16 protein-coding genes are annotated in these 26,341 nt (G+C 53.3%); 7 read left to right on the top strand and 9 right to left on the bottom strand.

Translation table 11 applies throughout. The features are described from left to right. Positions 1–22: 22 nt before the first annotated feature. The 4 genes from D3A97_RS06395 to D3A97_RS06380 form a co-directional block, all read right to left on the bottom strand. Positions 23–571, bottom strand: coding sequence for a hypothetical protein (locus D3A97_RS06395; protein WP_157986375.1), 549 nt, complete (start codon positions 569–571; stop codon positions 23–25). A gap of 32 nt (positions 572–603) precedes the next feature. Next, a complete protein-coding gene (locus tag D3A97_RS06390) occupies positions 604–1,944 on the bottom strand; it encodes an autotransporter outer membrane beta-barrel domain-containing protein (protein ID WP_119077554.1) in 1,341 nt (446 codons plus the stop codon). Between the two features lie 3 nt (positions 1,945–1,947). After that, positions 1,948–2,472 carry an RNA polymerase sigma factor gene (locus D3A97_RS06385; RefSeq protein ID WP_262697045.1) on the bottom strand — a complete coding sequence of 175 codons (525 nt, stop codon included), beginning with the start codon at positions 2,470–2,472 and terminating at the stop codon, positions 1,948–1,950. Between the two features lie 118 nt (positions 2,473–2,590). After that, positions 2,591–3,379 (bottom strand): RDD family protein, encoded by a 789-nt coding sequence (locus D3A97_RS06380; protein WP_119077552.1) that lies wholly within the window; start codon positions 3,377–3,379, stop codon positions 2,591–2,593. A gap of 57 nt (positions 3,380–3,436) precedes the next feature. Between D3A97_RS06380 and D3A97_RS06375 the strand changes: the two genes are divergently transcribed. Genes D3A97_RS06375 through D3A97_RS06355 form a run of 5 tightly spaced genes read left to right on the top strand, consistent with a single transcriptional unit; the run spans position 3,437 to position 8,810 of the window. Continuing rightward, positions 3,437–4,423 carry a stage II sporulation protein M gene (locus D3A97_RS06375; protein WP_119077551.1) on the top strand — a complete coding sequence of 329 codons (987 nt, stop codon included), beginning with the start codon at positions 3,437–3,439 and terminating at the stop codon, positions 4,421–4,423. Next, positions 4,420–5,247 carry a DUF4129 domain-containing protein gene (locus D3A97_RS06370; protein ID WP_119077550.1) on the top strand — a complete coding sequence of 276 codons (828 nt, stop codon included), beginning with the start codon at positions 4,420–4,422 and terminating at the stop codon, positions 5,245–5,247. Before D3A97_RS06375 ends, D3A97_RS06370 begins: the two co-directional genes overlap by 4 nt. Then, positions 5,244–6,485: a DUF4350 domain-containing protein gene (locus D3A97_RS06365; protein WP_119077549.1), complete on the top strand. Its 1,242-nt coding sequence runs from the start codon at positions 5,244–5,246 to the stop codon at positions 6,483–6,485. The genes D3A97_RS06370 and D3A97_RS06365 overlap by 4 nt, the downstream gene beginning before the upstream one ends. Then, the gene (locus tag D3A97_RS06360; protein ID WP_119077548.1) at positions 6,485–7,465 is read left to right on the top strand and encodes an AAA family ATPase; all 981 of its coding nucleotides are present in this window, start codon (positions 6,485–6,487) and stop codon (positions 7,463–7,465) included. Before D3A97_RS06365 ends, D3A97_RS06360 begins: the two co-directional genes overlap by 1 nt. A gap of 1 nt (position 7,466) precedes the next feature. After that, a complete protein-coding gene (locus D3A97_RS06355) occupies positions 7,467–8,810 on the top strand; it encodes a DUF58 domain-containing protein (RefSeq protein ID WP_119077547.1) in 1,344 nt (447 codons plus the stop codon). Here D3A97_RS06355 and D3A97_RS06350 read toward each other — a convergent pair whose 3' ends face one another. Both D3A97_RS06350 and D3A97_RS25285 read right to left on the bottom strand, forming a co-directional pair. Then, positions 8,811–11,423 carry an outer membrane beta-barrel protein gene (locus D3A97_RS06350; RefSeq protein ID WP_262697044.1) on the bottom strand — a complete coding sequence of 871 codons (2,613 nt, stop codon included), beginning with the start codon at positions 11,421–11,423 and terminating at the stop codon, positions 8,811–8,813. It lies immediately after the preceding gene. Positions 11,424–11,773: 350 nt separating this feature from the next. Then, the gene (locus D3A97_RS25285) at positions 11,774–12,169 is read right to left on the bottom strand and encodes an SDR family NAD(P)-dependent oxidoreductase (protein WP_119077545.1); all 396 of its coding nucleotides are present in this window, start codon (positions 12,167–12,169) and stop codon (positions 11,774–11,776) included. A gap of 224 nt (positions 12,170–12,393) precedes the next feature. Here D3A97_RS25285 and D3A97_RS06340 point away from each other — a divergent pair, with 224 nt between their 5' ends. Next, on the top strand, positions 12,394–13,827 hold the full coding sequence (locus D3A97_RS06340) for an OmpA family protein (protein ID WP_198673880.1): 1,434 nt from the start codon (positions 12,394–12,396) through the stop codon (positions 13,825–13,827). Positions 13,828–13,904: 77 nt separating this feature from the next. On the opposite strand, the gene D3A97_RS06335 is transcribed toward D3A97_RS06340, so the two are convergent. The 3 genes from D3A97_RS06335 to D3A97_RS06325 all read right to left on the bottom strand — a co-directional run bounded on the left by D3A97_RS06335 (position 13,905) and on the right by D3A97_RS06325 (position 17,942). Further along, positions 13,905–14,378 (bottom strand): Dps family protein, encoded by a 474-nt coding sequence (locus D3A97_RS06335; RefSeq protein ID WP_119077543.1) that lies wholly within the window; start codon positions 14,376–14,378, stop codon positions 13,905–13,907. Positions 14,379–14,404: 26 nt separating this feature from the next. Next, positions 14,405–15,313 (bottom strand): transglutaminase-like domain-containing protein, encoded by a 909-nt coding sequence (locus D3A97_RS06330; RefSeq protein WP_119077542.1) that lies wholly within the window; start codon positions 15,311–15,313, stop codon positions 14,405–14,407. Positions 15,314–15,374: 61 nt separating this feature from the next. Beyond that, a complete protein-coding gene (locus D3A97_RS06325; RefSeq protein ID WP_119077541.1) occupies positions 15,375–17,942 on the bottom strand; it encodes an NACHT domain-containing protein in 2,568 nt (855 codons plus the stop codon). Positions 17,943–18,851: 909 nt separating this feature from the next. On the opposite strand from D3A97_RS06325, the gene D3A97_RS06320 reads away from it, so the two are divergent. Beyond that, complete coding sequence (locus D3A97_RS06320) at positions 18,852–26,333, top strand: Ig-like domain-containing protein (protein ID WP_157986373.1); 7,482 nt, start codon at positions 18,852–18,854, stop codon at positions 26,331–26,333. Positions 26,334–26,341: the final 8 nt, after the last annotated feature.

Genomic DNA, 26,341 nt, shown 5'->3' with positions numbered 1-26,341 from the left:
GGGTTATTGCATACCGTCACCCTTATGGTACGCGCAGAACCGTTTTCGGAGTTATGGAAATAATAGAATCGTGTGTCCAGTTGAAAGTGTATTGTGTGGCGGTGGCCGTAACGCTGCCTGTATAATTTTGACCGTTCAGCTTGATGATGAGAGGATAGTTGCCGGGCGGCTGCACCTGGCCGTACATGATGCACGTTGCCTGCCTGCTGATAACAGAAGGGCCGATATGACTGATGCCGTATGGCGCAATGTATAACGTACTGCTGTCAATAGACCCTTCTACCAATAAATTGGCGGCTGCCGTAGGGTAAAAATCGGTGGTTTTGATAAACAATACCAAAGCGGAATCCCTCACGGCATCAGGAGTGATCTGCAGGCCGCTGATGATATTGAATACACTGTCCGGCACGTGAGGAATGGTATCAGGCCGGCTGGTATCGCCCGGGATGGTATCCCGTATGCCGGCTCTTATTTCCGGCAGGTTTTCCGCTAATGAAAATTCTTTACCGCATGCCAGCGCAAACAGCAAGCCCGTTAACATCATCGGGAGAAGGGGAAATTTTTTCTGCATATACATGGTTTTGTATAGATAGACAGGCCGCTTTACGGAGAAGGTTGGGTACCGCTAAAATTCTTTTTCCGGAAATACCATCTCACCTCTGCCTCCAGCCAGGAGGAGAACGGCAGAGTGGGAGCATTGCCAATAAAACCTTTCCCCGCCGGCTGCGCCTGTAATTGTACATTATACCGCAGCCCAGCCTGCCATTGCGGGGCCAGCCTGTAACTGACGCCGGCCTGTAAACCCAGCCTGCCGCTGCCCGGGAGCCTGCGGGGAGAAAACAACTGGGGCTGGTAGGCTGGAAGATGAACGGTATCTGCACGCGTGATAAAAACAGAATCTCTCCGGCCATTCACTTTGAGCATACGCTGGTAAGCAATACCGGCAAACAGCTCCCATTTTCTGTAATGGTAGGTTACCTGCAGCCCGCCTTCGCCCAGCCATGCGGATGTGGCTTTAAAATCTGTTACGATGCTGTCTATCCAGAACGAGTTGCCGGAGCCGGCACCGTGAGAGCGCTCATAGAAAGCCTGATGCTGATATACCTGGTTGAGGCCGGCCATGTACCCGCCGCCTATATAGGGCCGGAGGCTCCACCGTTTTGACAGCGGGAACGTATATGCCGCGGCCAGGTTAAAGGCATACGTGCCGCTTTGCGGAAGAACGCCGCCCAGTTTTATGCTGAGACCAGCGGGTTGCTGGTTAAAGCGGTGGCCTGCTTCCGGGCGGAGCTGTATGGTTGGAGGAAGGTTGCCGGAAAGGGTAGCCTCCGGGTTTGCGGTGGAACGCCGGACAGTGGCGGCGGGAGCTATGTTATTGAACTGCCGGTTACCCCCAGCCGCATGATCAACGGGCAGGGTTGCGGTTGAATGCATACTATGTTGTGCGTGTACCACATGGGCACCGGTGTTTTTCTTGCCACTATTATTCCCGGCCTTGTGGTCTACAGCCGGAACGTTGTTCCTCCGGCTATATTTTCCTTTCGTGTTTTCACCCTTGTTCGCCGTTTCCCGGGCACCCGCTTTTTCCTTTGCGGGAAGACCTTGTTCTTTTACACTTCCGCCTTTATTCGCTCCCCCTTCACTACTACCTGAAAGCCTTTTCTCCCCGCGTTTCACATCCATATCAACCGCCTTCTCAACCCCGGCGCCATCACCCGTCCGCAAGGCCGTTTCACTGCCATTCCACCGCAGCAGGAAATAACCCGTTAAAGCCAACAACAGCGCCCCGCTCAGCCAGAGCCCCCAGCGGCGCCGGCGCGGGTGGAGCATGCCCTGCAACGCAGCCCAGGCGGCCTGCTTCTCCTGCAGGGAAGCGGGCTCCTGCTCTTGCCGGGCGGCGGCCTGTTGCAGCCATTGGTCAATATGGGTATTGCGTTCTTCCATGCGTCAATACTGGTTTTCTGGAAATTGTAACAACTGTTTCAGCAACTTCTTCCCTTCGGCCACATGCCATTTGCTGGTGCCGGTGCTAATACGCAGCATAGCCGCTATTTCTTTATGGGAGTACCCTTCAATAATGAATAGATTGACCACCAGCCGCGTTGCCGGCGGCAAACGTTGCAGTATGGCCACCAGGTCTTTTTGCAGAAAGGGGTCCGCGGTGGTTGTTCCGGCAGAATTTTCCGTCAGTTCGCCAACGGGCCGGGCCAGCGCCGCCTTGTTGGCCTGAAAGTGGTCTGCCACCGCATGCAGCATAATTTTCCGCAGCCAGCCTTCAAAGCTGCCGTTACCACTGTATTGCGAGATCTTTTTAAATGCCCTCAGAAAGCCGTTGTTTAATATGCTGATAGCCGTGTCTTTGTCGGGAAAGTTACGCCGCACCACCGCCAGCATCTTGTCAAAAAAAAGCATATACAGCTTTTCCTGGCATAAGCGGTCTTGCCTTTGGCAGCCCTCCAGCAGGGGGGCCAAAAGCTCGGGCTGCCCGGTGGGTTCAGCCGGTTTGTGCTTATGGATATTTGATGTGTCCAACAGTGTTAATGATTACAGACACCCTGGCGGGAAAGAAAGGTTGGGTGAAAGGGAAAATTTATTTCCGGGTCACCAGGTAGTTATAGTCGTTCAGCAGCGTTTCCAGGAAGGCAAGGGCATCCATATCGGTCTCAATATGCAGTACAGACTTTATTTTGTCTGCAATACGCACGGCCATTACGGTGTCCCGGGTGCGGCCGGCATTGTCCAGCACGGCCTTTATTTTACTGAGGTCGCGGTCTGAAAGGCGAAGGATCTGGGGAAACTGGGGCACATAGTCTTCCCGGTCTATTTCCCGGAAAATAGTGTCGTGAATGGAATGGCGCTGTTTGTTCACCACCAGTATGGTGCCAGCGGCAATATCTCCCAGGCGCTGGTTGTAATCAGAGCGCACTACAATAATTATAGGTAAAATACCCACTGCCAGCCAGATGATGGCCACAAATGCAGACTCCTGGCTGAGGGTGGCGCTGATAAAGGCCAGGCTGAGCAAGGGAGATTCTACCAGCCTGAACATCCACCGCAGCAAGATCTGGCTGATGCTGGGCGTATTGCCCATGAGGCTCACCACTTTGATGTTCATGGCTTTCTTACCCGGACTTTGCCCCTTCATCAATATTTCAAAAAACAGGTAGTACAGGGAAACAGGCACCACCACTATGGCAAACATCAACATCTCCCGCGTTTTGTAATAGAGGCCCATCTTTGAAATGAGGTAAATACCCAGCAGCAGAAATGCCACCCGGGCCAGCAGGTCTATAAAATATGCAACGGCCCGCCGCCCAAGGTCCGCCCGCTCAAACTCCAGGTCTATATTAAAAACAGTGGGTATTTTGATAATAGGCATAAACAAATTTAAAATTTATTATATTTCCACTGCGTATTTTTATCCCCCCGCTACGGAATGAGAGAATCCTCGTTTATCAAAAAGAACCTGCCGCGCTGGAAGAAGATCCAGGAGGAGCCCACGGAAGACCCGGATGAGATGGCGGAGCGTTTTACTTCCCTGCTGGACGATCTGGCCTATGCCAAAACTTTCTACAGCCACAGTAAAGTAACCCAGTTCATCAACGGTCTGGCGGCGGGTATATTTCAACGCATTTACCGTGACCACCAGGGGGAAAAGGGGCGCATCGCCAAATTTCTCTATTACCAGTTACCTCTGCTGATACGCAAACATCACCGCCTCTTCCTGTTCACTTTTGCCTACTTTCTGCTGTTTTGCATCATTGGCGCTTTTTCCGCGGCGCATGACGAAACTTTTATACGCGGCGTGCTGGGAGATGAATATGTGAACATGACGGAGCAGAACATAGAGAACGGAGACCCTTTCGGCGTATATAAGAATGAGAACGAATGGTCTATGTGGCTGCGCATTGCCTACAACAATATCAGGGTAAGCATGCTTTGTTTTGTGCTGGGCGTCAGTTTTTCCGTTGGCACCATGTGGGTGATGCTGCAGAACGGCATCATGCTGGGCTCTTTCCAGTATTTCTTTTTTTCGAAGGGGTTGGGCTGGGCATCGGTGCTGGTGATCTGGATACATGGCACGCTGGAGATATCTTCCATCATTATTGCGGGTACGGCGGGCATGATCATGGGCAACAGCCTGTTGTTTCCCGGTACGCATACCCGTAAAGAATCTCTGAAGAGGGGCGCTATGGAAGGGCTGAAAATTATTGTGGCCCTGGTGCCTATTTTTATTGTAGCAGCCTTCCTGGAAAGTTTCATCACCCGCCAAACCTCCATGCCGGTGGCGCTCAGCATCAGTATACTGGCAGGCTCGGCCGCTTTTATGATCTGGTATTTTGTGATTTACCCGGTGCGGGTGCAGCGGGCAGGGTATCGCCTCAGCGAAGACGGGAAACTGTTAAAACCTGCGGCCATATGAACGGGGTGAAGATGCTGATAGTGGCGGCGTGCATGCTGTGGGGCGCCCGTGCCGCGGGCCAGGACTCAATTGGCGCAGATAACTTCCGGTATGTAGATACGGCTGCCGCCGGGGAAACAGATGCGGAAGAAGATAATACAGACCTGGAAGGAAAGGTCAGGAACGGGAGCGTAGCCCACTCCACCTGGGACAGCCAGGTGCCCGGAGAGTGGAGCGATGGTTCACAGACCCGCCTCACCATCCGTAAGGTGCCGGCCGCCACCCTGAAAAACCTGCGTGCTGCAAAGGCCCTGCAATACCAGCGCGCCGGAAAATCCCAGCCTCCCAACTGGGCCACGCGTGCACTTGTCTGGATAACCGCTCACGGCAGCGCTTTACAGGGCGTATTGCTCTGGTTGCTGGCCATTCTCCTGTTTGCCATTATTGTATTGTTTATTCAGAAAAACGATATCCCCGTTTTCAGGTGGAAGCGCCGCGCCACGGTAGATGAAGATGAGCCGGCCGCTGCGTCGGGGCCGGTGAATTACGACGCGCAGGCGCAGGCCGCCATTGCTGCGGGTAATTACCGGGAGGCAGTGCGGATGCGCTACTTGCAAACCCTGCAGGCGCTTCAGAACCGGGAGCTGATTGCCCCGGGGAAAGACAAAACCAATATGGACTACCTGCGGGAGCTGGCGCCTACTGCTTGGCACAAGCCGTTTGCGGCCCTCACCCTGCATTATGAATACGTGTGGTATGGCAAGCTACCCCTCAGCAACGGACAGTTCTCACACCTGGAAGAACAATTTTTTTCGTTCAGACAATCTTTAAACCAGCACCGGTGAGAGCAGTCATTATTATCATTATATCCATCATTACAGCCGCGCTGCTTTTTCTGCTGGTCCTCGCCGCCAGCGTGAACAATAATGCGGCCGTGGAAGAAGCTCGCTTTACCCGCCGCAATATCAGCTACAGCAGTCGTGACAAAGCACCCTACGGTGCTTTTGTGGCGCATCGCCTGCTGCAAGACCAGTTCAACACCAGGCCCAAAACCATTACCAGGTCTTTTGCGTCTACCTACCGCAAGAACGCGGTCATGAAAGACTATAACAACCTGTATTTTATTGTGGCCGGCAAGCTGTATGTGACGGCAGAAGATGTGAATGCCATGTACAACTATGTGAGCAACGGCAACCGCCTGTACCTGGTACTGGAAGAAACCGACTCGCTGCTGGAGGCTACCTTTAACTTCCAGACAAAATATATGGCAGACTCCGCCGTAACACTGCAATTCGGCGCCGGCGAAAACAGCCAGTCATTTTCCAATCCTCACCTGGCGCCAGATACGCTGTTTTCCGCCAAAGGCATTCCCATGAACAACGCCCTGGCCCTTGCAGACTCTGCCGTTACCACCATATTGGGTACCAACGCCAGCCACAAGCCTAACTTTTTCAGGATCAATGCCGGCAACGGACAGTTATATGTGCTGCTTAACCCCATGACCTGGACCAACAACTTTTTGCTGGAAAAAGACAACATCAAGGCGCTGGAAACACAAATGGCCTACCTGCCGCAGTTTCCGAAAAATGTGTATTGGGATGAATTTTACAAACAATTGCGTGGCCGGCAGGATGGCGATTTTTCCAACTGGCAGGTGCTGATGCGCCACCCTTCGCTGCGCTGGGCGCTGTGGCTGACCGTGCTGCTGCTACTGCTCTATGTACTTTTCGAAGGCAAACGCCGGCAAAGGCTTATCCCGCCAAAACCTGTGCTGCACAATAGCTCGCTGGACTTTGCCGAAACGCTGGGCCGCCTGTACTATCTGCATCACAACAACAAGAACCTTGCGCAGAAAATGATACAGCACCTGCTGGAGCATATCCGTACCCATTATTTTATGAATACGGGCCAGCTGAACGCGGAGTTTATCAGCAACCTCTCCCGCAAGTCGGGCCGGCCGCCGGAGGTGGTGAACAATATGATCAGCCAGGTGCATGCTATCCGCATGGCAGATACCGTAAGTGATGAAGACTTGCAGTATTTTTATGACAGTATCTATCAATTCTATATAAAACCGAACTAATGGAGATCAATACCTTTGAGCCGCGCGCAGACCTGTCTGCCCTTCACGAGGCGGTAGCGGCCATCAAAGCTGAAATAGCAAAAGTGATAGTAGGGCAGCACCAGATGGTAGACCTGCTGACGGCGGGCCTGCTGGCCAATGGCCACATCCTGATAGAAGGTGTGCCCGGCGTAGCCAAAACACTGGCGGCCAAACTGCTGGCGGGTACCATTGACGCAAAGTTCTCGCGCATCCAGTTCACGCCAGACCTGATGCCGGCTGATGTACTTGGCACTTCTATCTTCAACCCGCAAAGCAAGGAGTTTGAATATAAAAAGGGCCCCATCTTCGGCAATATCATCCTGATAGATGAAATTAACCGCGCCCCGGCCAAAACACAGGCGGCGCTTTTTGAAGTAATGGAAGAGCGCCAGGTTACCAGCGATGGCATCACTTACTCACTGCAGCAGCCGTTTATGGTGATAGCCACGCAAAATCCCATAGAGCAGGAAGGTACTTACCGCCTGCCGGAAGCGCAGCTGGACCGTTTCCTTTTCAAGGTGGAGGTGAAATACCCCGCCCTGGAAGAAGAAATTGCCATTCTGCAGGCTGCCAACCGCCACCAGAGCGAACATAACCTGGTGGCCAGCGTGAGCAAAGTGGTAGATGCCGCTGTTATACAACGCCTGCAGGCGCAGGTGCGCCAGGTGCTGGTAGAGGAAAAACTGTTGCAATATATTGCCACACTGGTAAATGAGACCCGCCTGAACGCCAGCATCTACCTGGGCGCTTCCCCGCGCGCCTCCATTGCGGTCATGAACTGCGCCAAGGCCATGGCCGTTATGCAGAACCGGGATTTTGTAACGCCAGACGATATTGTGTTCATTCTTCCACACGTGCTCCGCCACCGCATTATGCTTACGCCCGAACGGGAAATGGAAGGCATTACGCCAGACGATGTGATCGCTGAAATCTTAAAAGCCGTAGAAGTACCGCGCTAATATGACCGTACTGAAAAAGTTATACCGTTCCCTCTTTTTTCACCTCCGGATGTACCTGGCCCTGGGGGCGGTCATTGTGCTGTTTATCATTGCGTTTTTCGTTCCCCTGTTCATGATGATAGGTACGCTGGCGCTGATGGCCCTGGCCGGGCTGGCCCTGCTGGATTTTCTGCTGCTCTACTTTAACCGCCATGCTTTAAAGGCGGAGCGGGAGGTGGCAGAAAGGTTCAGCAACGGAGATGTGAACCCGGTCAGTATCCGGCTCCGCAGCTATTACCGCTTCCGCATCAAAATGGAGGTGCTGGACGAAATACCCTTCCAGTTCCAGCAGCGGGATTTTTTGCTGAAGGGAGAACTGAAGGGCCAGGAAGAGCAGGAACTGCAATACCAGCTGCGGCCGGTGGAAAGAGGGGAATACGCGTTCGGAAGCATCCATGTGTTTGTACAAAGCCCCTTTGGCCTGGTGAAGCGGTGCTTCACCTTTCCGCAGAACGAAATGGTAAAAGTGTACCCTTCCTTTCTGCAGCTGCGCAATTATGAACTGTTTTCCATCCGCCACAAGCTGAATGAAATTGGCGTTCACCGCAAACGTGTGCTGGGCCACAGTATGGAGTTTGACCATATCAAAGAGTACACCCGCGGTGACGATGTGCGCACGCTCAACTGGAAAGCCACCGCCCGCCGCGGCAACCTCATGGTGAACAGCTTTATGGAAGAAAGGAGCCAGCAGGTATACTGTGTGATAGACAAGGGGCGCACCATGAAAATGCCGTTTGACGGGCTTACGCTGCTGGACTATGCCATCAATGCCACGCTGGTGTTCAGCAATGTGGCACTGGGCAAGGGAGACAAGGCCGGGCTGGCGGCTTTTTCAGGACAGCAAACAGAGTTTTTGCCCGCCAGCAACAAGAAAGTACAGTTAAATAAGATACTGGATTTGCTGTACGCCCAAACCACGCAGTGGATGGAGAGTGATTACGAGCGCCTGGGCGTACACCTGCGTGCTTCCCTGTCTCAGCGGTCCCTGCTCATTCTTTTTACCAATTTTGAATCTGCTTCCGCCCTGCAGCGACAGTTGCCCTACCTGCGGCAGCTGGCCAAATATCATTTGTTGCTGGTGGTGTTTTTTGAGAATACAGAGATCAAAAAACTTAATGAGCGCCATGCGCAGGAAGTGGAAGATATTTACATACAGGTTATTGCCCAGAAGTTTGCGCACGAAAAAAAGCAGATCGTTAAGGAACTGGCGCAGTACGGCATTATGTCACTCCTCACCACCCCGGAACATTTGACGGTAGACGTGGTGAATAAATACCTGGAGCTGAAAGCCCGCATGCTGGCTTAATTACAGCGGCTCTTCCTTTTCAAAGTCTTTCGGCCCTTTCTGGCCCAGCTTGGTGAACTTGCGGATGTTGTACGTAACGTTCAGGCTGAGGTAACGCACGTTCCTGCGGGCATTAGACGTTTGCTCGTAGGTACTGGTCAGCTCGTAGGAGTTACGCACCGTGGAACCGAAAAGGTTCTCTATGGTAAATGACACGTTCAGCTTGCGCTGGAAGAGGTTTACCTGGCTCCGCAACCCGCTGTTGAAACGCGCTTCCTGCTTGCCCTGCGCATAGTACCGCGGGCCGTTGTAGCGCCCGTTCACTGAAATGGAGAACACGCGGATGCGGTAGGCGGCCCACATGGTGAGGTGAGACGTCCACCCTTCTACATGCGCAAACTTTTCGCTCACCGCGTCTTTCCCTTCTTCCCCCCCGTCTGTAACAGTGTTGTAATACCGCACCCCGCCGCTGATGTTCATGTTGAACGAGCCACGGTTGTTTTGCAAGGCTTTGAAAAAGTGGGAATTGATGGTGATATAGGCATTCCGGTCCCGGCGGGAGGCCAGGTTGGTGTAAGTGATGGTGTTCACCACTGTAGTGTCGTTAATAAAGTCAACCTTGGTGTAGCGGGAAATAATATCGTCCGCATCTTCTTTTTCAATACCTGCCTTGATCTGGTGACGTTTGATCTGCACCAGGTATTCCAGCCGGTAGTCTTTTTTGAAAGAAGGCCGCAGATTGGGGTTGCCCATCCGGATGTTGAAACTGTCTGCCGTGTTCACAAACGGGTTCAGCTGGTCTGGCGTGGGCCGGTCCATATTGCGGTTGAAGTTGAACGTGAGCTGCTGCTGCTTGTAATCATACTGGAAGTTGATACCCGGCGAAACATTGGTGTATTTGAAGGGTACCCGGCTCCGCAGTGAATCCAGCAGGGCCAGCTGGTTGAAGAACTGAACGCCCGGGTTGAAGCGCAGGTTAGCCATATGGTTTTTCCAGGGGCTGTAGTTGATGCCCATGGAACTGCGTACTTCGTACGTTTCGTTATTGAACTGGTTGCCGGCGTACAGCTCTTCAGACTTGGCACCCGCGTAGCTGAGGCGGCCGGTGAAGTTATAGCCCAGCTTGCGGCTGCGTTTGCCTACGGCGGCATTTACGGCGTAGGTCTGGTTAAAGTTGGAGTAGTCTGAAGACAGGCGCGGCGAAAAAAGCAGCTCATTGTCGTTCACGTTCTTGCGGCGGGCCAGGTTTTCGCTGGTGCCGGAGGCCAGGTCTACGCTGCTGCTCAGGTCATAGTATTTGCCGTTTTCCAGTGGCTTACGGTAGTGAAAGTTGGCGCGCATGCTGTAGTTGCCGTTCTTTCTCTTAGTTCTTTGCAGGGAAGTATCTTCTGTTAAGAGGTAAAAATAGTCGTTGTTGCCGTAGCCGTTGCCATTGTTTTTGGTGAAGTTGAAGCCGGCTTCCATCTTATGGTCAGGCTTCTCATATTCCTTGTAATAGAACCAGTCTGTTACCGCGCGGTAGCCGTTGCGGCGGTTTTTACTCTCCTGGTCTTTGAGCATGGTGGGCTTGTGGTTCTTGTCGCTGTTGATGCTGTTATTGTAACCATTGCTGCCGTCTCCCGTCCAGCCCAGGGTCACAGAGCCGCGCAGTTTCTCTTTCTCCGAGATCTTCAGCTCATACCGCCCGTTCAGGTTATGGGCAAAGTTATAGGAAGTACGGAAGTTTTTCTGGTCAAGGAAAGTAGTGTCTTTTCCTGCTTCCTTGGGAAAATTTTTCCGGCTCAGGTAGCTGCTGTCCGAGTTGTACTGCCCGTTGTTGAAATAGGTAACCTGGAAAGGCGCCAGGTTCAGGTTGTACCGCATTTTGGCGTTGAGGTTGCGGCGGCTGTCCATGCCTGCCGTAAAGGCCGCAGAGTAGCCGCGGAACTGTATTTTACGCGTAATGATGTTGATGTACCGGATGTTGGTGCGGCCCTCCACCAGCGCTTGTTCCCGCTCCACCGCATCGGGCGGTGCTTTCAGCACTTCAATTCTTTCTATCATAAAAGAGGGCAGGTTGTTCAGGTAGCTGTTGGCATCCATACCGGTGAGGGCTATGGGTTTATCATCCACATAAAATTTTACCTTGTCCTTTCCCTCCATGGTAATATTATTGTTGGCATCTATAGTCACCCCGGGCACGTATTCCAGCAGCTCCATGCCGGTACCCCCGGGCAGGAAATTTTCATCAGGCATGAAAACAATGCTGTCTTTGTTCATGGTGAACATCTGCTTCTGGCCCACTACGTTCACTTCCTTGAGAGCGCGGGCGCCGGTTTCCATGAGTATATTGCCCATTTCCCACAGCGACCTTTCCGCATTGGGCTTTACTTTCAGGAAAACAGGGGTATAGCCCATGGTGCCTATCCGCAGCAGGTAGCTGCCGTAAGGCACGGGTTTGAGCACAAAGGCTCCCCGCTCGTCAGCGGCTACACCGGTAACAATGGTAGAATCGTCTTCGTTCAGCAAAGCAACGGTAGCAAACGGGATAGGCTCTTTATTGGTAGCTTGCATCACTCTCCCGCTTACTGTGCCTGTTTCCGTATCCTTATTGGATGGGGTTTGCTGCGCCCTGGCTTTGTTTATAGACAACATACATCCCAGCAGGCATACACCCATAAGTGAGGGTATGCTGCTGATTAACTTAATATTCATCTAAAAAATACTTCTAGGTTGATGGTTGATGGCCGTAAATTAATACCCTGCTCTTTCCTAATTGTATTATTTACACATATGCATGATAAACAGGATAAATGGTAGGGACATGCCGCATATGCCCTGTTTAACGGGCATTAACCATCCACGGCCGCAACAGGAGGCGTCCAGGGCATGGGGGCTGTTATTTAGTAAGACGGCAAAAGGAAGAAAAACCTGCGCGGGAAAAGTATCCTTTCCCGGCATATTGTGGTGAGGGTACTATTATTTTTTGATGAGCCGCTGCTCGATCAGCATTCCGTATTGCACACGTACAAGTGGTAGCGCGGCATGTCTGAAAACCAGGCCAGCGTTTGGGCGGCCGCCTCGGGGTCTTTTCCTGTGAAATGGATGAAATGCCGGCAGGAAGGGATGAAACGTATGTGCCCGCATCCAGCATAAAAAAACCGGCCTTTTCGGCCGGTCCCCTCATGGCAAGCATATACTCTCGGGGCGCCAGGTATCCGCCATCTACCGGATAATATGCGCCGGATGGCCTCCACCGTAGCATTGCCGCCTTCTTCGTTCACGTCAGACACGATCACTTTGGCGCCGTGTGCGGCATACAACAGCGCGGTAGCCTCACCAATGCCGGAGCCGGCACCGGTTACCAGGGCTACTTTCCCGGTAAATAACGGTTCTTTCATATATCTTTTTTTAGTATGAATAATAGCTGGGGTATGGGAACACATTATTATTAACAGCGGGCAGCGGGGAAGGGTTGTGTTGCATTAACACATTTGTGTTAATGCAACCGTAAAACATAATAATTTTCAGTTATTTCTGTTATAGAAACGGCATCCGGCATCCTATGTTCCTAACGTACAGGCATATATTGTTTTTTTTATTGGTTTTGCCGCCATGGTGGCAAGTGCAAGCCCAAAACCTGGTGGCCAATCCCAGCTTTGAGGATGTGAACATCTGTACGGAGTTCAACGCTCCCTGCGCCCCTGCCGCCTGGGAAAGCGTATCTCCGGAAAGCGCCAAGCTGGATTACATGTTCCACCAATATAGCGGCGGGGCCGGCAACAACCTGGTGAGGCTGGTACACCGCTCGCAGGACGCGCTGCGTAATTATGCCCAAACCCGCCTGCTCTGCCCACTGGAAAAAGGGCGTAGCTACCGGGTTACCCTGGTAGGCTGGCAGGATGGAGATGCGCCTCCGGCCATTGAGCTGCGCTTTGACACCACGTGGACCTTCCGGGAAACAGGCGGCCAGTTAACAGACCTTCAACCCGGCTTGCAACTGGACTCGGCCAGCGTGGCGGCAACAGGCAATAAAAAGCGGGTATTCACCCTTCAGAAAGAATTTATAGCGGGAGACCACTACACCCACCTTGTGCTGGGCACCTTTCGCAAACGGCCCTGGTCTGCCGCCAAGATCTGCAATTATATAGATAGTATTGCTATTACGCCTGTTTCCGGCGGGCCTCTCTGCGTAACCGCGGCCGGGCAAAAAGACAGTTTGTACAACCAGCACCGGCGCCATAGCATTCCCTCCCGGTTCTACCAGCACCACGAGGCCCGGCGCCGTCACCTACTGGAAGGCCCGCTCAAGTGCATCACCGTTCGGGTAAAAGACCATACCATTTTCACCGCCGCCGGGCGGGCGCAGAACCCGGAAGCCGCTGCCCGCATAGATTCTGCAGTGCGGATATATGAGCCCGCCACAGGTATGAAGGTGCGCATTACCGGCCACTCTTTCCGCGAAGGCTCTTTCAATTACAACAAGATAGTTGGGGAAGTAAACGCCAAAAAGGTGATGGACGTGCTGATTTACATGAAAGGCTTCAGCTTTGAGGATATTACTGTAGACAGCAGGGGCAATACCCAGCCGGCTTATGATACGGCTACGGCAGAAGGCAGAGAGCGGAACAATTTTGTAGAGCTGGAATTTTGCATGCCCCGCTCCCCGGAAGAAGCTACAGTAGCCGCAGCGCCGCCCGTGCAACGGCCTGATACGCTGGTGGTGCCGGATGTGCTGTTCCTTTTCAACAGCGATGTGCTCAATACCAAACTTCACCGGGAGCTGGACAAGCTGCTGAAAAAAATCCCTGTTGGCCAGCCGGTGCAGTTACAGGTGATAGGCCATACAGACAACCGGGGAGAAGAAGACTATAACCTGGAACTGTCTAAACGGAGGGCGTTGGCCGTGGCCGCGTATTTAAAGCTGCAGGGCTGGGGCAACTACATCCGGCATGTGGCTGGTGAGGGCGAAAAACGCCCCGCTGCCTCCAATGAAACCATGGAAGGCCGCCAGCTTAACCGCCGGGTGGAGATCATTGTATACCAGGGCCTGGACTAAAAATTTTGCTGGCAGGCAACAACAAGAAGGCCGGTCAACGTAATGTTGATCGGCCTTTCTTACCAGGGGGCAATAGTTTATTTAGACAGGTATGACCGCAGCATCCACGCCATTTTTTCGTGCTGGCGCAGCAGGCCGGTCACAAAATCGGAGGTACCGAGATCCTTTTGTTTGTCTGAAAATTCTGTGATCAGCTCGCGGAGGAAGCGGATAATGGTCTCATGATCGTCCAGCAGGTATTTGATCTGCTCCGTCTGTTTGTTGGTGTACTCCTGTTCCAGCAGGTTGGTCAGTTTCAGGAAGTCACCCATACGGCCCGTGCTATAGTGGCCAATCATGCGGATGCGCTCCGCTATCTCGTCAATAATTTCCGCCAGCTCGCCATATTGTTTTTCGTAGAAAAGGTGCATTTCCGAAAAGTTGTCCCCAACTACATTCCAGTGGAAATTCCTTGTTTTTGTGTACAGCACATGCTCGTCTGCCAGCAATACCTGTAATTTGTTCGCTACTGCCTGCAAATGTTTGTCGGGTATACCAATGTTTACTTTCATGGTTATAATGTTTTTGAGTAAAAAATCTACAATTCTATCAGGGCATACACTTTGTCATTCAGGTACCGGCCACCGGGGTGCCTGGCGGAATAATCCAGGTTGATCCAGTATTCGCCCTTCATTTCATGATAATATAACTCCTTAACAGGCGGATTGTTGAATAAAAGCGCAATAGCCTGCTTCAGGGTCTCAAAATCCTCTTCGTTGCCGCAATACAGCTCGGGGTATGCATGCCCCCTGATGAGCACTATGCGCGTTCTGGCGCCAATAGCCTGCAGGCAGGAGGCCATGAGTATGGAATGATCGTCACAATCCCCGCCAAGGCCGTTTTTAATGGTTTCCATGGGCGTGGCAAAATACTCGTCCCGCTGGCTGTCATTTACATATTTAAAATTTTCTCTAATGTATTTAAAAAGCGATAGGTACCGTACAATTTTGCCGTATTTGGGCCAGTACTCGTCGAAGTAGGCCAGGGAGTGGGTAACGGCAAAATTACGGACGGTAGAGTCCTGGTAATTCGTTTTTTCCCGGATGCCGCGTACCGTTTTGTCTACATAACTTTCCACCTTGCGCGGGTAAAGGCTGAGAATGTCCAGTTGCTTGTTATCCCGTGTGCCCCAGTTGCCCTGTACCATGCCCTGGTAATCATTCAGCACGTTGGTAAAAGAATAGCGGCCGGTAAAGGAGTTAAACACCAGTATACCGAACACCAGTACAAAAGCCGGTATGATCAGCGGTTTGAAAACCCACAGCAGCAGGCGGGTGAACAGGAAAGCGATGAGTATTGACAGGAACAGGTCAATATGCCATTGCCCGAGCTGCACAATTGGCATGAACCTGTTGATATACGGCGCAAGGGGCAGTATGGTCAACAGGCTCAACAGGTTCAGCAAAAACTGCTGAAAAGTGGTGTATTTGCTCTGGTCTATGGGCATGCGGTAATGAATACCGCAAAATTATGCCAATTATATGCAAAGGAACCGTTAAAGGAGGCCTTTACAGGTGCATCAGGTTAGGTAAGGCCTGGGCAAACGTAGTGCTGTCACGGATCATCTCAATTTTCTGCTGCGCTTCTTTCCGCTGCTTGTCCATTTGCAGGTGATGGTAAATGCGGTTCAGCACACCGAAGTTCAGGAGCACAAAAATTTTGAAATCGAGCTTCAGCGCGGTTTCCATGGCATATTCTCCCGCTCTTACGGCCTTGTTGTACTCATTTTCCCGGGCATAGATATCTGCGGCAATTATTTTTTGCAGAGTTTCCAGGTGCCGGCCATTGAAGAAATCGGTAGAAAAGTGTTTTAATACGATGTCTACATGCCGGTTGATGCGTTTGGCGGTGTTGATATCATTCAGTGCCAGGTGCGCCTGTGCTTTCCAGCAAAGCATCATCAGGCGGAAGGGGTCCGTTCGGTTAAAGAGGAAAGAGCGGTGTTCTTTAAACAGCCGCTGCGTAAAATCTACCAGGTGCTGATGGTCTCCCAGCAGCAAAAAGATGAAGCTGATAGCACGGAATACGGCCTCATCCGCCACGGAAATGGTTTTCTGTTGCGGAAAGCTCCAGCATAAGGCAAAGTGATAGATCTTTTCTTTGGCGGCCTCGTCCGTTACGCCAAACTTCAGGTATTCGTAAATGAAATAATACGCCTCATAGGGGGTTACCCGCATATCCCGGACGGCCTCATCTGCCGTACATATTTTGCGGATGTTGGACAGCTCAATTTCGCACTGCTCCGCGTCCAGTTGCATCAGCGCAATAATATAAAGGTTGGAGCGGATCTTCAGCTTGTCTTCAGAAGACTCCGCCAGGCTCAACAGCGCCTGCAGCAGTTTCCGCTTTTTGAAGTGTACAAAATCGTCGCTGATAAAAGTGCTGATCGGGTTTTTTTTGAAGTAGCCTGCGGGAAACACTTGTGCAAACCGGGGGTTGCCTTCTTGCTGGTAGTGCAGCACCAGGTACTCGAGGAGGTGCGCTTTTTCCGGCGTGGCCAGCGGGAGGGTGAAAACGCTTTGTATACCCGCCGTTTGCTCATGCGTGATGGCGTAACGTAGCAGCCACTTGAACACATACATGCGGAAAGGTGACTGGGGAAAGTCTCCCAGCACGCTGGAAAGCAGTTCGTTATTGACCTGCTGCCCGTGTGCCTGTATGTAGTGCATGGCGGTAAAATATTCCAGCAGGAAGTTGTGGGCAAAGCGCACTTTTACATTGAACATGATCTCCTGGCTGAGGTTTTCCTCCACCAGTATATTGTCAGCCAGTAGCTCGCGATAGGCGGGGAACAATTCGGGGTTTTGTTTCAGCAAGGCGGCTTTGTCTGCGTACAGGCCCGCTCTGCCCATATCCAGCAGTTGCAGCAGCTTTTCAATGATGCTTACTTTAAAGGCATTGTTGGGAGAGCTGAACAGCCGGTTTTGTATAAAGTGCGAAATGATCTCGAAAAGGCTCAGGTTTTCATCTATGAATGTTTGCCCACCCGCGCTGTTCAACTGGGTGAAAAGCTGGAGGTAATACGGATGCCGCAGTTTTTGCAGGAAGCTGTCTGAAAAAAGGCGTACGGTTTCCGGCTCAAAATCGGCGTTATACAATACGCTTTTCGCTTCCTGCTCCGTCAGCATGGGAATATTGGTGCTGGTGTCTTCGTCCATTTCCGCGCCCAGGAACCAGAACCGCCGGAACGCGGGCGACTGTTGGGATTGCTGGAACACCTCGCTCCAGGTGCTGGAGCGGATGGAGAGGATCACTTTTATCCAGGGATGCTGATCATTAGAATATACAAAGTCTTCCAGCTTGTTGTACAGCAGCTTCAACTTGTCTCCTCCCATGGCAATTTCGTCAAACCCATCTATGATCAATACAAGGCGCCCGCTTTTTTCTTCCGGGTGGGCACTGAAGTATTCCCTGAAATTATCTCCGTTGCCGAGGTTAAGCTGGTTGTCCAGCCAGGAAGACAGGGAGAACCCTTTCAGCAGCAGGCTGCCGGCGGCATGCGCGTTAATGAACCAGCAAACATCCTGCGGGTGAACGGCATTTTTACCAAACCAGTAATGTTCCGCCGCATGTACAAGGGCCAGTGATTTGCCCCAGCCAGCGGGCGCAATAAATACAGTGGCGGCATACTGGCTTTCCAGGAAACGGTCAATGTGGGAAAGGCAGTATTGACGCGGGGCGGTATGGTCAAAAGGGATACCGCTGCGGTTTTTAAGGGTGAGCATGGTGTACTGGGACACTGCATTGGCTTTCTTTTTCACCTCTCCCCACCGGGAAAGGTCTGCCTGTTGCCGCGGGCGGAACGCTTTTTTGTAATAATGGGCCTGGAAGTCGTCCCAGTCTTTGTACCGGCAATACTGTGCCAGTGTGTTCAGGGTGTAGCGCGAAAAACTGTGCTGGGTAACCGCAAAGCCAAATACCCGCTTTAATGTGGTTTCACTAACAAGTTTGCCAGTGTGGTTAAGAATGGCCTGGGCAAGCAGCTTACATTGATTCGGTTGAAGATTGTCAACACCAAATTGCCTGAGCACCTCGGACTGTAAGGTGTTAATGAAATCGTAGGACAGGTCGATCATAAGGGTACAATTAATGGATCACAGTGATATAGGACCAAAATGAATAGATACGTAGTAGAATGAACGAATGGATTTCGGGTTTTAAAAATGAACAAAATGAACGGGATACATACAAATGAATGGTCATATTTACATTTTTGAGTATAAGGAAATTAAGAAGATAAAATCGACAAAAAAATTTTTTGTGCGGCTCATGTGCAAAATATCATAAGTAGGATGCCTAACCGCTTGAAATGGAGTGAATAAGGGTGAGAGGAAATGAGGGATTTTACAGGAAACTGACAATGCTGGCCACTTTCAGCCGACCGTACAATTATTCAGCGCTTTTGTTCTGTTTGCCAGAAAATGAACAGAGTTTTTTTTAAATGAACAGAATGGCAAATACTGAATGGAATGAATAGGAATGGCCTTTCGTTTCCATTGACGGGCCTGTTAATTTCGCTGTGAAGAATGCATAACAACCAAAAGAAAGTATCCTATCAAAAACATCAACGGAACTGTTAGCTATGGAATCTTTTTGACAGATATTCTTTCTACAATTCATAACCCTATGCAGAAATCAAAGGACAGTTTTTGTTGGAACCATATCCTGTTCATATACAGGTGTGATCCCCATAAGCTATACCATCAATAAAAACTTTTTCATTCTTACCCAAACCATTGTATATGAGTCTTAATGTTACTCCTGGGAACTTATTGCGTCTCATTTGCATCGTTGCGGTTGCCTTGCTCCAGCTTGTGCCATTGCAGGATGCGCGCGCAGCATCACCACAATACTGGTGGTATCCCGCTCACCACGAAAGCAACGCCGGGGAAATGACCCGGCCACAGGCTTCTTCACAATTTTTTGCCGCACCTATTATGACCCGCGGTACTTCCGCAAGCCCCGTTACCTTATCAGGCTTGTGTTTGCTCTGTTCGCTGTCCAGCCCGGGAGCCTCCTGGGACAATGACCCCAACACCGCCACTACCATCAACATGGGGGTAGGCGTGGTGGCAACCTTTGGCCAGCGTATTACACTGCCGGCCGCGTATGAGGCGGGAGACAGCATACTGGTTGACTTTGAGGTGCCCAATGCAACGCTCAGCCTGGATGTGCTGAACGCCATTACGGTAACGCTCCGCATGAACACCGGCGCCGCCGTTACCACGGCAAGTCTTGGCAGCCTGGCCAACCTGCGGTTGCTGGGAGCCGGCGTTGGCAGCACGGGCAAAAGAAGGGCCGCTATTGCGGCCACCGGCGCCTTTAACACAATAGATGTTACACAAGGTTCTGTATTAAGCGCCTTAGGCGGATTACATATATATGATGTACGTGCAGTGGTGCCCGTAGTAGTAACGCCTTCCCCGGCGGTTACCCCTTATGGTTCTACCGCTACGCTGAATGCATCTATTCGTGGTACAGACCCGGTTTTTAACTGGTACACGTCTCCAACCGGCGGTACCCCCGCATTTTCCGGCCCATCTTTTACCACGCCTGCGCTTACCCGCAGTACCACTTACTACGTGGAGGCGGTAGACGGCGGCATAGCCAGTCCTGACAGAAAAGCGGTAAACGTAAACCTTGGTGGCGGCCCCGGCCCGCTATGGACGTATGGAGACCGGCAGCAAAGCCCCGTTATCACCCCGCTCTGCGTAGGTTGTACCGTGTCTAATGGCAATGCCGCTGTAGATGGTGATACCACCACCGCATCTACCGCATCTATTACGGTGGGCGCCCTGGGATCAGTAGGGCAGCGTATTACCTTCCCTGGTACCTACCAGGCGGGAGACAGCATTTCCTTCACCCTGGGCGTGCCCGCACAATTGCTCAGCGCAGACGTGCTCTCCGGCATCAGGATACAAACCTTCAATGGAGACACGCCTAACGGAGATACCCGGACGCTTAACAACGCACTGGCCAACCTGCAGCTGCTGGGGCTTGATCCCACCGGCAGCGTAGGTAAATTCCGTGTAACGGTCCCCGTTAACAGTACTTTTGACGGGGTGCAGATAGACCTCACCGGCGCAATATCCGCCCTTTCCAACCTGAACATCTACGAAGCAGCGGCCTTCATCCCCGTGTCTGTTACACCAAACGATCCCGCTGTGCCTTTCGGCAGCGATACCACGCTCACAGCGTCTATTCGCGCACCAGGCGCCACATTCAGCTGGTATACAACACCCACCGGCGGCACGCCTGTTGCCACCGGGGCCACATTTAATACGCCTGTACTGGTGCAGGGCACTACATACTATGTAGAGGCATCAACGCCTGACGGTCTGACAAGTTACATCCGTACTGCCGTACCGGTAGCAGTAACAGTAGGCCCCAATAGCCCCAACCTCGATTGCGGCGCCGGCGCAACGCAAACCAATGGCACCACAGGCCTCTGTTTGCTGTGCCAGGTGAACGAGCCCACGCTGGCGGTAGACCAGAACCCGCAAACGGCCACCAACCTGCATGTACCGGTTGGCCTGCTGGGCGCTGCGGTGTACCAGCGCATAGCGTTTGCGAATGAAAGTGTACCGGGAGACAGCCTTCGTGTGGTGGTAGGCGCCACTACCGGGCTGCTTAACCTCAGCCTGCTGGGCAACGTTACCCTCCGTCCGCGTAACAATGGCGTAGAAACTGCGGCAGACGTACGCGCTCTTAACAATGGCCTGCTCAGCCTGCAACTGCTGGATGGCGGTACCCGTGCATCCATTACCTACGCTCCTTCCGCCGTATTTGACGAAGTAGAAATAAATGTAGGTGGTGTGGCTACGGCACTTACACAAATAGATGTGTATTATGCGCAGCAGATTACGGCCCGGCCGGCTCTGGCGGCAGATACCGTGAACGTATGCATCGGCCAGACGGCCACACTTACCGCCAACGCACCGGCAGGCGCTACCTTCAACTGGTACGACGCACCTACCGGCGGTACACTGCTGGGCTCCGGCGCCACCTTCACCACCGGCGCCATAACCGGAGATGCGGTATATTACGTGGAGGCGGTTTCAGCCGGTTCACAATGTAAAAGCGAAGTGCGCACACCGGCATTTGTGAAAGCAGGCCTTGCGGCCGTATCGGTTACGGCATCGTCTGTTACCATCGGCAAGGGGCAAACGGCCACGTTCAACGTAAATACGCCTGATCCTGCGCTTACCTATAACTGGTACGGCACGCCCGCCGGCGGTACGCCGCTGTTCTCCGGCCCCAGCTTTACCACCCCGCCGCTGGACGCTACTACTACCTATTACGTAGAAGCTACTACTGCTACCGGTTGCGCCAGTGCCCAGCGGGTACAGGTAATTGCCAATGTACTGATAGATAACCCGGACGTACCTTGTGACTACGCTAATACGCAGGTAAGCGCCGCCAATGGCCTTTGCATAGGTTGTTATGTAGAGAACCAGCCTTCTGCCATTGACGCCAGCACCACCACTTTCTCCAGCATGCATGTAATAGCAGGGCTGCTGGGAGGTTATGTACAGCAAACGCTCATTTTCCCCTCGCCGTCAGATGCAGGAGACAGTGTGCGGCTGCTGGTATCCTTCCCTGCTTCCCTGGCAGATGTAGGGCTGCTGGGCAGCATACAGATAGCTACTTATAATGGCACTACCTATAATAATGACCGTACGGCCTTTAACAGCGCCTTGCTGCACCTGCAGCTCCTGCCCGGCAACCAGCAGGCCATACTGACCTTTGCGCCGGCAGCTGTGTTTGACAGGGTGGAAGTGCGCATGAACTCCGGTGTGGCCACCGCGCTGAGCGCGCTTAACATACATTACGCGCAGCGTTTTGTACCGGCGCCGGTACTGCAGCCGGATGCTGTAACCACCTGCGCAGGAGGTACGGTCTCTCTGGGTGTTGCGCCCAGGGCCAATACCACCTTCCGCTGGTACAGCACGCCTTCCGGCGGTACACCGCTCGCCACAGGAACTACCTTCGAATCCGGGCCGGTTACAACAGACACGGCATTTTATGTTGAAGCGGTGAAAACGTCTATCAACTGCGCCAACCCTGTAAGGGCCAAGGCTGTAGTAACGCTGGGCGCTGCTCCGGCGGCTCCCACCGTAGATAACAGTTCCGTTGCCACCTGCAGCGGTACCAGCGCGGTATTGAAGGCCACCGGCCCCGCCGGTGCTACTTTCCGCTGGTATGCTACACCCACCGGCGGCACGGCGCTCTTTACCGGAGATACCTTTACTACTCCGGTGCTTGACAGCTCGGTGGTATATTATGCGGAAGCCGTTTCTTCCGGCGGTTGCGCCAGCGCCGCCCGTACGGCGGTGCAGGTGAATATTGCTGCAAAACCGGTAACACCGGTGATCACACCGTCAGCGGCAATTATCTGTGCCGGTTCCACGGCTACCCTCACAGCCAGTTCTACCACGCCCGGCGTTGTGTTTAACTGGTACTCCAGCGCGGCAATGGATAACCTGGTATTTACAGGGCCGGTATTTGTAACGCCCGCGCTGAGCGCCAATACCAGCTACTACGTAGTAGCCGCTAACGGGCAGTGTACCAGTGCCGCGGCCATTGTGAACGTAACGGTGAATACCACGCCGTTGCAACCCACTGTCAGCATTTCACCCGCCAGCGGCACTATTGAATACGGCCAAACCGCTACACTCACCGCTTCTTCCACCACGCCGGGCGCCATTTACAAATGGTACCTGAGCCCCACCGGTGGTACGCCTGAGTTTACCGGAGCCGCTTTCACCACTCCGCAACTGGCGGCCACTACCAAATACTATGTGGAAGCGGCCAGCGCATCAGGTTGCGCCAGCGCCCGTACGGAAGTAACGGTGAACGTGAACCGTAACTTTAACCCGGCCTGCGATTTTGCAACAGCGCAGACTAACGGCGTGGGAGGCGGCATTTGCCTGCTTTGCGGCGTAATTGATCCGTTGTTCTCCACTGACGCCGATACTACCAACGTATCTTCCCTGCGGTTGACCGGCGCATTGCTCGGCACCTCCGTTTACCAGCGCCTCGACTTTGGAAGCGTTGCAGCGGCGGGCGATACGATAAAAGTTCGCTTCCGCGTGCCCACGGGCCTGCTGGACGTGAATGTGCTCTCGGCAATTGAAATCACTTCCTACAATGGCACTACCTCCAATGGAGACACCAAGGCGCTGAATGCCAGCGGCCTGCGGTTGAGCCTGTTGGGCGGTACGCAGGATGCCGTTGCCCTTTTTGTGCCGGAAGCGCCATATACGCAGGTGGAAATAAGGGCAAGAGGCGGCCTGGCCTCTGTGCTCACCGGTGTAGATGTACTGTACGCCAACCGGGTGCTTAGCGCCCCGGCCGTAACGGCAGATAACACCACTGTGTGCGCAGGCACCACTGCTACGCTCACAGCAACAGGGTCTGCCAGCGGCACCATCAAGTGGTACACCACACCAGCAGGCGGTACGCCTGAATTTACAGGAACTGTATTCACAACGCCTGCATTAACGGCTACTACCACTTATTACGCAGAGATCACGCGTACGTCTACCGATTGCGTAAACCCATTACGTACGCCTGTTACCATACAGGTTCGTCCTGTACCGGATGCGCCTCAGATACTGAAGGGAGATACCGCCATTTGCGTAGGCAACACCGCTGTTCTCATAGCGCGCGCAGTAGATCCCACGCATACTATCCGCTGGTTCACCACAGCCACCGGCGGTACACCGGTATCTTCAGACAGCGTGTTCACAACACCGGCCCTCACGGCCAATGCCATTTACTACGCAGAAGCATATAATGGCAGCTGTGGCAATGTAACCCGCGTGGCCGTGAACGTAACGGTAAGCACAGCGCCCGCAGATCCTGTGGCGGAGTCAGCCAACGTAACGGTTTGCACCGGTATGCCTGCCACCCTGCGCGCTACCTCTTCCACTCCGGGCGCCATCATCCGCTGGTACTCCGTACAATCTGGCGGCACGCCGGTATTTACGGGTAGTGAATTTACTACACCGGCCATCAATACCACTACGCTGTATTATGCAGAAGCCGTGAACAGTGGCGGCGGATGCCCCAACAGTGGCGGCCGCGTGATGGTAACCGTCAATGCGGACGCTACGCCGCCCGTGCCGGTAGTAGCAGACAATGCAAAAACCTCCTGCGCTAACCAGGCTGTAACCTTCACGGTGCAGAACCCGGTTGCCGGTATTACTTACCGTTGGTACGATGCAGCTACCGGTGGCACGCTGTTGCACACCGGCGCCAGCTATACCACCGCCCCGCTTACCGCAGATGCAACATTCTTTGTAGAAGCGGCCGGCGCCGGTAATTGTGTCAGCACTACACGAGGCACCGCAACCGTAACAGTGGTGCCCGGGCTGGACGCACCAACCGTAGAAGCCACAGATGTAACCGTTTGCCGCGGTTCGCAGGCTACGCTCCGCGTAACCGACCCGCTGGCAGGCGTTACTTATAACTGGTACAGCACGCCGGGCGGAACCATCCTTTTTAGCGGCGCTACGTTCGTAACCGGTGTGCAGGTGGCCAATGGCAGCTTCTATGTGGAAGCGGTGAGCAGCAGCGGTTGCCGCAGCACCACGCCCACGCGTGTGAACATCCAGGTAACGGATGCTCCGCTGTTACCTGTTATTGCAGGCAATACCACCATATGTGAGGGAGCTACGGCCAATCTGTCTATACAAAACCCGCTGGCAGGCCTTACCTATAGCTGGTACGATGCTGCCACCGGCGGCAACAAGCTGGCGGAAGGCACCACGTTTGCACCTGCAGGTCTTACTACCACCACTATTTTCTATGCGGAAGCCATGAGCGGCAACTGCACCAGCGCCGGCAGAACCAGTGTAACCGTAGTGGTGAACCCCGCACCGGGCGCCGTAACGGTAGACGCCACCAGCAAAACCGTGTGCATTGGCAATACGGCTACCCTTCGCGTGGCAAACCCCGCGGCCGGTATCAGCTACCGCTGGTATGATGTGGCCACCGGCGGCACGCCGCTGGCAACTACCGCGGACTTTGTAACGCCGGTATTGACAACTGACAAAACGTACTACGTAACGGCGGTAAATGCCAATGGTTGCTCCAGCATCAGCCGTACACAAGTGAACGTAACTATTACCAACGGTCCCGATGTGCCGGTAGCGCCGGCTGAAGTGACCGTGTGCAGAGGCCTGCGGCCCACGGTAAGAATTACCAACGCACGCACGGACCTGCAATACCGCTGGTACGACGCGCCCATTAACGGCACACTGCTCTTCATTGGTGAAGCATATACCACTGCCAGTCCGCTGAGCACAAAAGACACCGTGTATGTGGAAGCAACCCTGTCTGGCGGCACCTGCGCCAGCAACGGCCGCGCACAGGTGATACTGGTAGCGGCAGATGCCCCGGCCACGCCTGTACTGGCCAATGGCGGTGCGGTAACGATCTGCTCCGGTACTACGGCCACCTTCAATGTACAAAACCCGCTGTCTAACGTTACCTACCGCTGGTATGATGCGGCAGGCAACCTGCTGCGGGATGATGCCTCCGGCAGCTACACCACCGGCCAGTTAACGGCAGACATGGAAGTGTTTGTTGAAGCGGTAATTGGCGGCGGATGCGCCAGCGCCGGCAGGGCCAGGGCAGTAGCAACGGTAGGCGGCGTGCCGCAGGTACCCAGTGTAACGGCCAACGCCAATACGGTTTGTCCTGATAGCACGGCTACGCTTACTGCCACTTCTGCACAGGCCGGCGTGGTATTCAAATGGTACACCACGGCTACCGGCGGCACACCGGTATTCACCGGGCCGGTATTCACAACGCCAGGCCTCACGGCAGCCGCCACCTACTACGTGGAAGCAGCCTACACCGGCGGATGCGCCAGTGCTACCCGCGCGGCCATCACCATCAATGTGTATGCTCCGCTGCCGGCACCTGCCGTAACCGTAGCCGCCAAAACGGCCACTTCTGTTACCTTCCAGTGGAATGCCGTAGCCGGCGTACTCGGCTACAGAGTATCAACAGACGGTGGTACAACGTTCACACAACCCAGCTCCGGGCTTACAGGCACTACGCATACCGTGGTTAACCTGCAGCCGAACCAGACGGTTACCCTGCTGGTGATGTCTGTAGGTGCCAATGAATGCGCCAACAGCTCCTGGTTCCAGGGCGGTGGCGAAACGGAAAACCCGGCAGGTAACACCATATTTGTACCGAATGCATTTACACCGAATAATGACGGGGTGAACGATATTCTCTACGTGTATGGTACTACTATCAATACCATGGAGATCAGGATATACAATCAGTGGGGACAACTGGTGTTTGAATCGAGAGACAAAGCGCGCGGATGGGACGGCACCATGAGCGGCAAACAGCAACCCCTGGGTGTTTACACCTACGCGCTGAGAGCCACCCTGCAAGATGGGACTACTGTACAGAAACGGGGAACAATTACCCTTGTAAGATAACCCCGGAC

This window comes from Chitinophaga alhagiae, from assembly GCF_003568665.1.
In the GTDB taxonomy this organism is placed as follows: domain Bacteria; phylum Bacteroidota; class Bacteroidia; order Chitinophagales; family Chitinophagaceae; genus Chitinophaga; species Chitinophaga alhagiae.
The sequence above is the reverse complement of the archived record's forward strand: the minus strand, read 5'-3'. Positions and strand labels throughout refer to the sequence as shown.

Bases quoted from the DNA above. Each gene is read 5' to 3' on its own strand.
- D3A97_RS06395 (WP_157986375.1), bottom strand. From the start codon at position 571: ATGCAGAAAAAATTTCCCCTTCTCCCGATGATGTTAACGGGCTTGCTG.
- D3A97_RS06390 (WP_119077554.1), bottom strand. From the start codon at position 1,944: ATGGAAGAACGCAATACCCATATTGACCAATGGCTGCAACAGGCCGCC.
- D3A97_RS06380 (WP_119077552.1), bottom strand. From the start codon at position 3,379: ATGCCTATTATCAAAATACCCACTGTTTTTAATATAGACCTGGAGTTT.
- D3A97_RS06375 (WP_119077551.1), top strand. From the start codon at position 3,437: ATGAGAGAATCCTCGTTTATCAAAAAGAACCTGCCGCGCTGGAAGAAG.
- D3A97_RS06370 (WP_119077550.1), top strand. From the start codon at position 4,420: ATGAACGGGGTGAAGATGCTGATAGTGGCGGCGTGCATGCTGTGGGGC.
- D3A97_RS06360 (WP_119077548.1), top strand. From the start codon at position 6,485: ATGGAGATCAATACCTTTGAGCCGCGCGCAGACCTGTCTGCCCTTCAC.
- D3A97_RS06355 (WP_119077547.1), top strand. From the start codon at position 7,467: ATGACCGTACTGAAAAAGTTATACCGTTCCCTCTTTTTTCACCTCCGG.
- D3A97_RS06350 (WP_262697044.1), bottom strand. From the start codon at position 11,423: ATGTTGTCTATAAACAAAGCCAGGGCGCAGCAAACCCCATCCAATAAG.
- D3A97_RS25285 (WP_119077545.1), bottom strand. From the start codon at position 12,169: ATGAAAGAACCGTTATTTACCGGGAAAGTAGCCCTGGTAACCGGTGCC.
- D3A97_RS06335 (WP_119077543.1), bottom strand. From the start codon at position 14,378: ATGAAAGTAAACATTGGTATACCCGACAAACATTTGCAGGCAGTAGCG.
- D3A97_RS06330 (WP_119077542.1), bottom strand. From the start codon at position 15,313: ATGCCCATAGACCAGAGCAAATACACCACTTTTCAGCAGTTTTTGCTG.
- D3A97_RS06325 (WP_119077541.1), bottom strand. From the start codon at position 17,942: ATGATCGACCTGTCCTACGATTTCATTAACACCTTACAGTCCGAGGTG.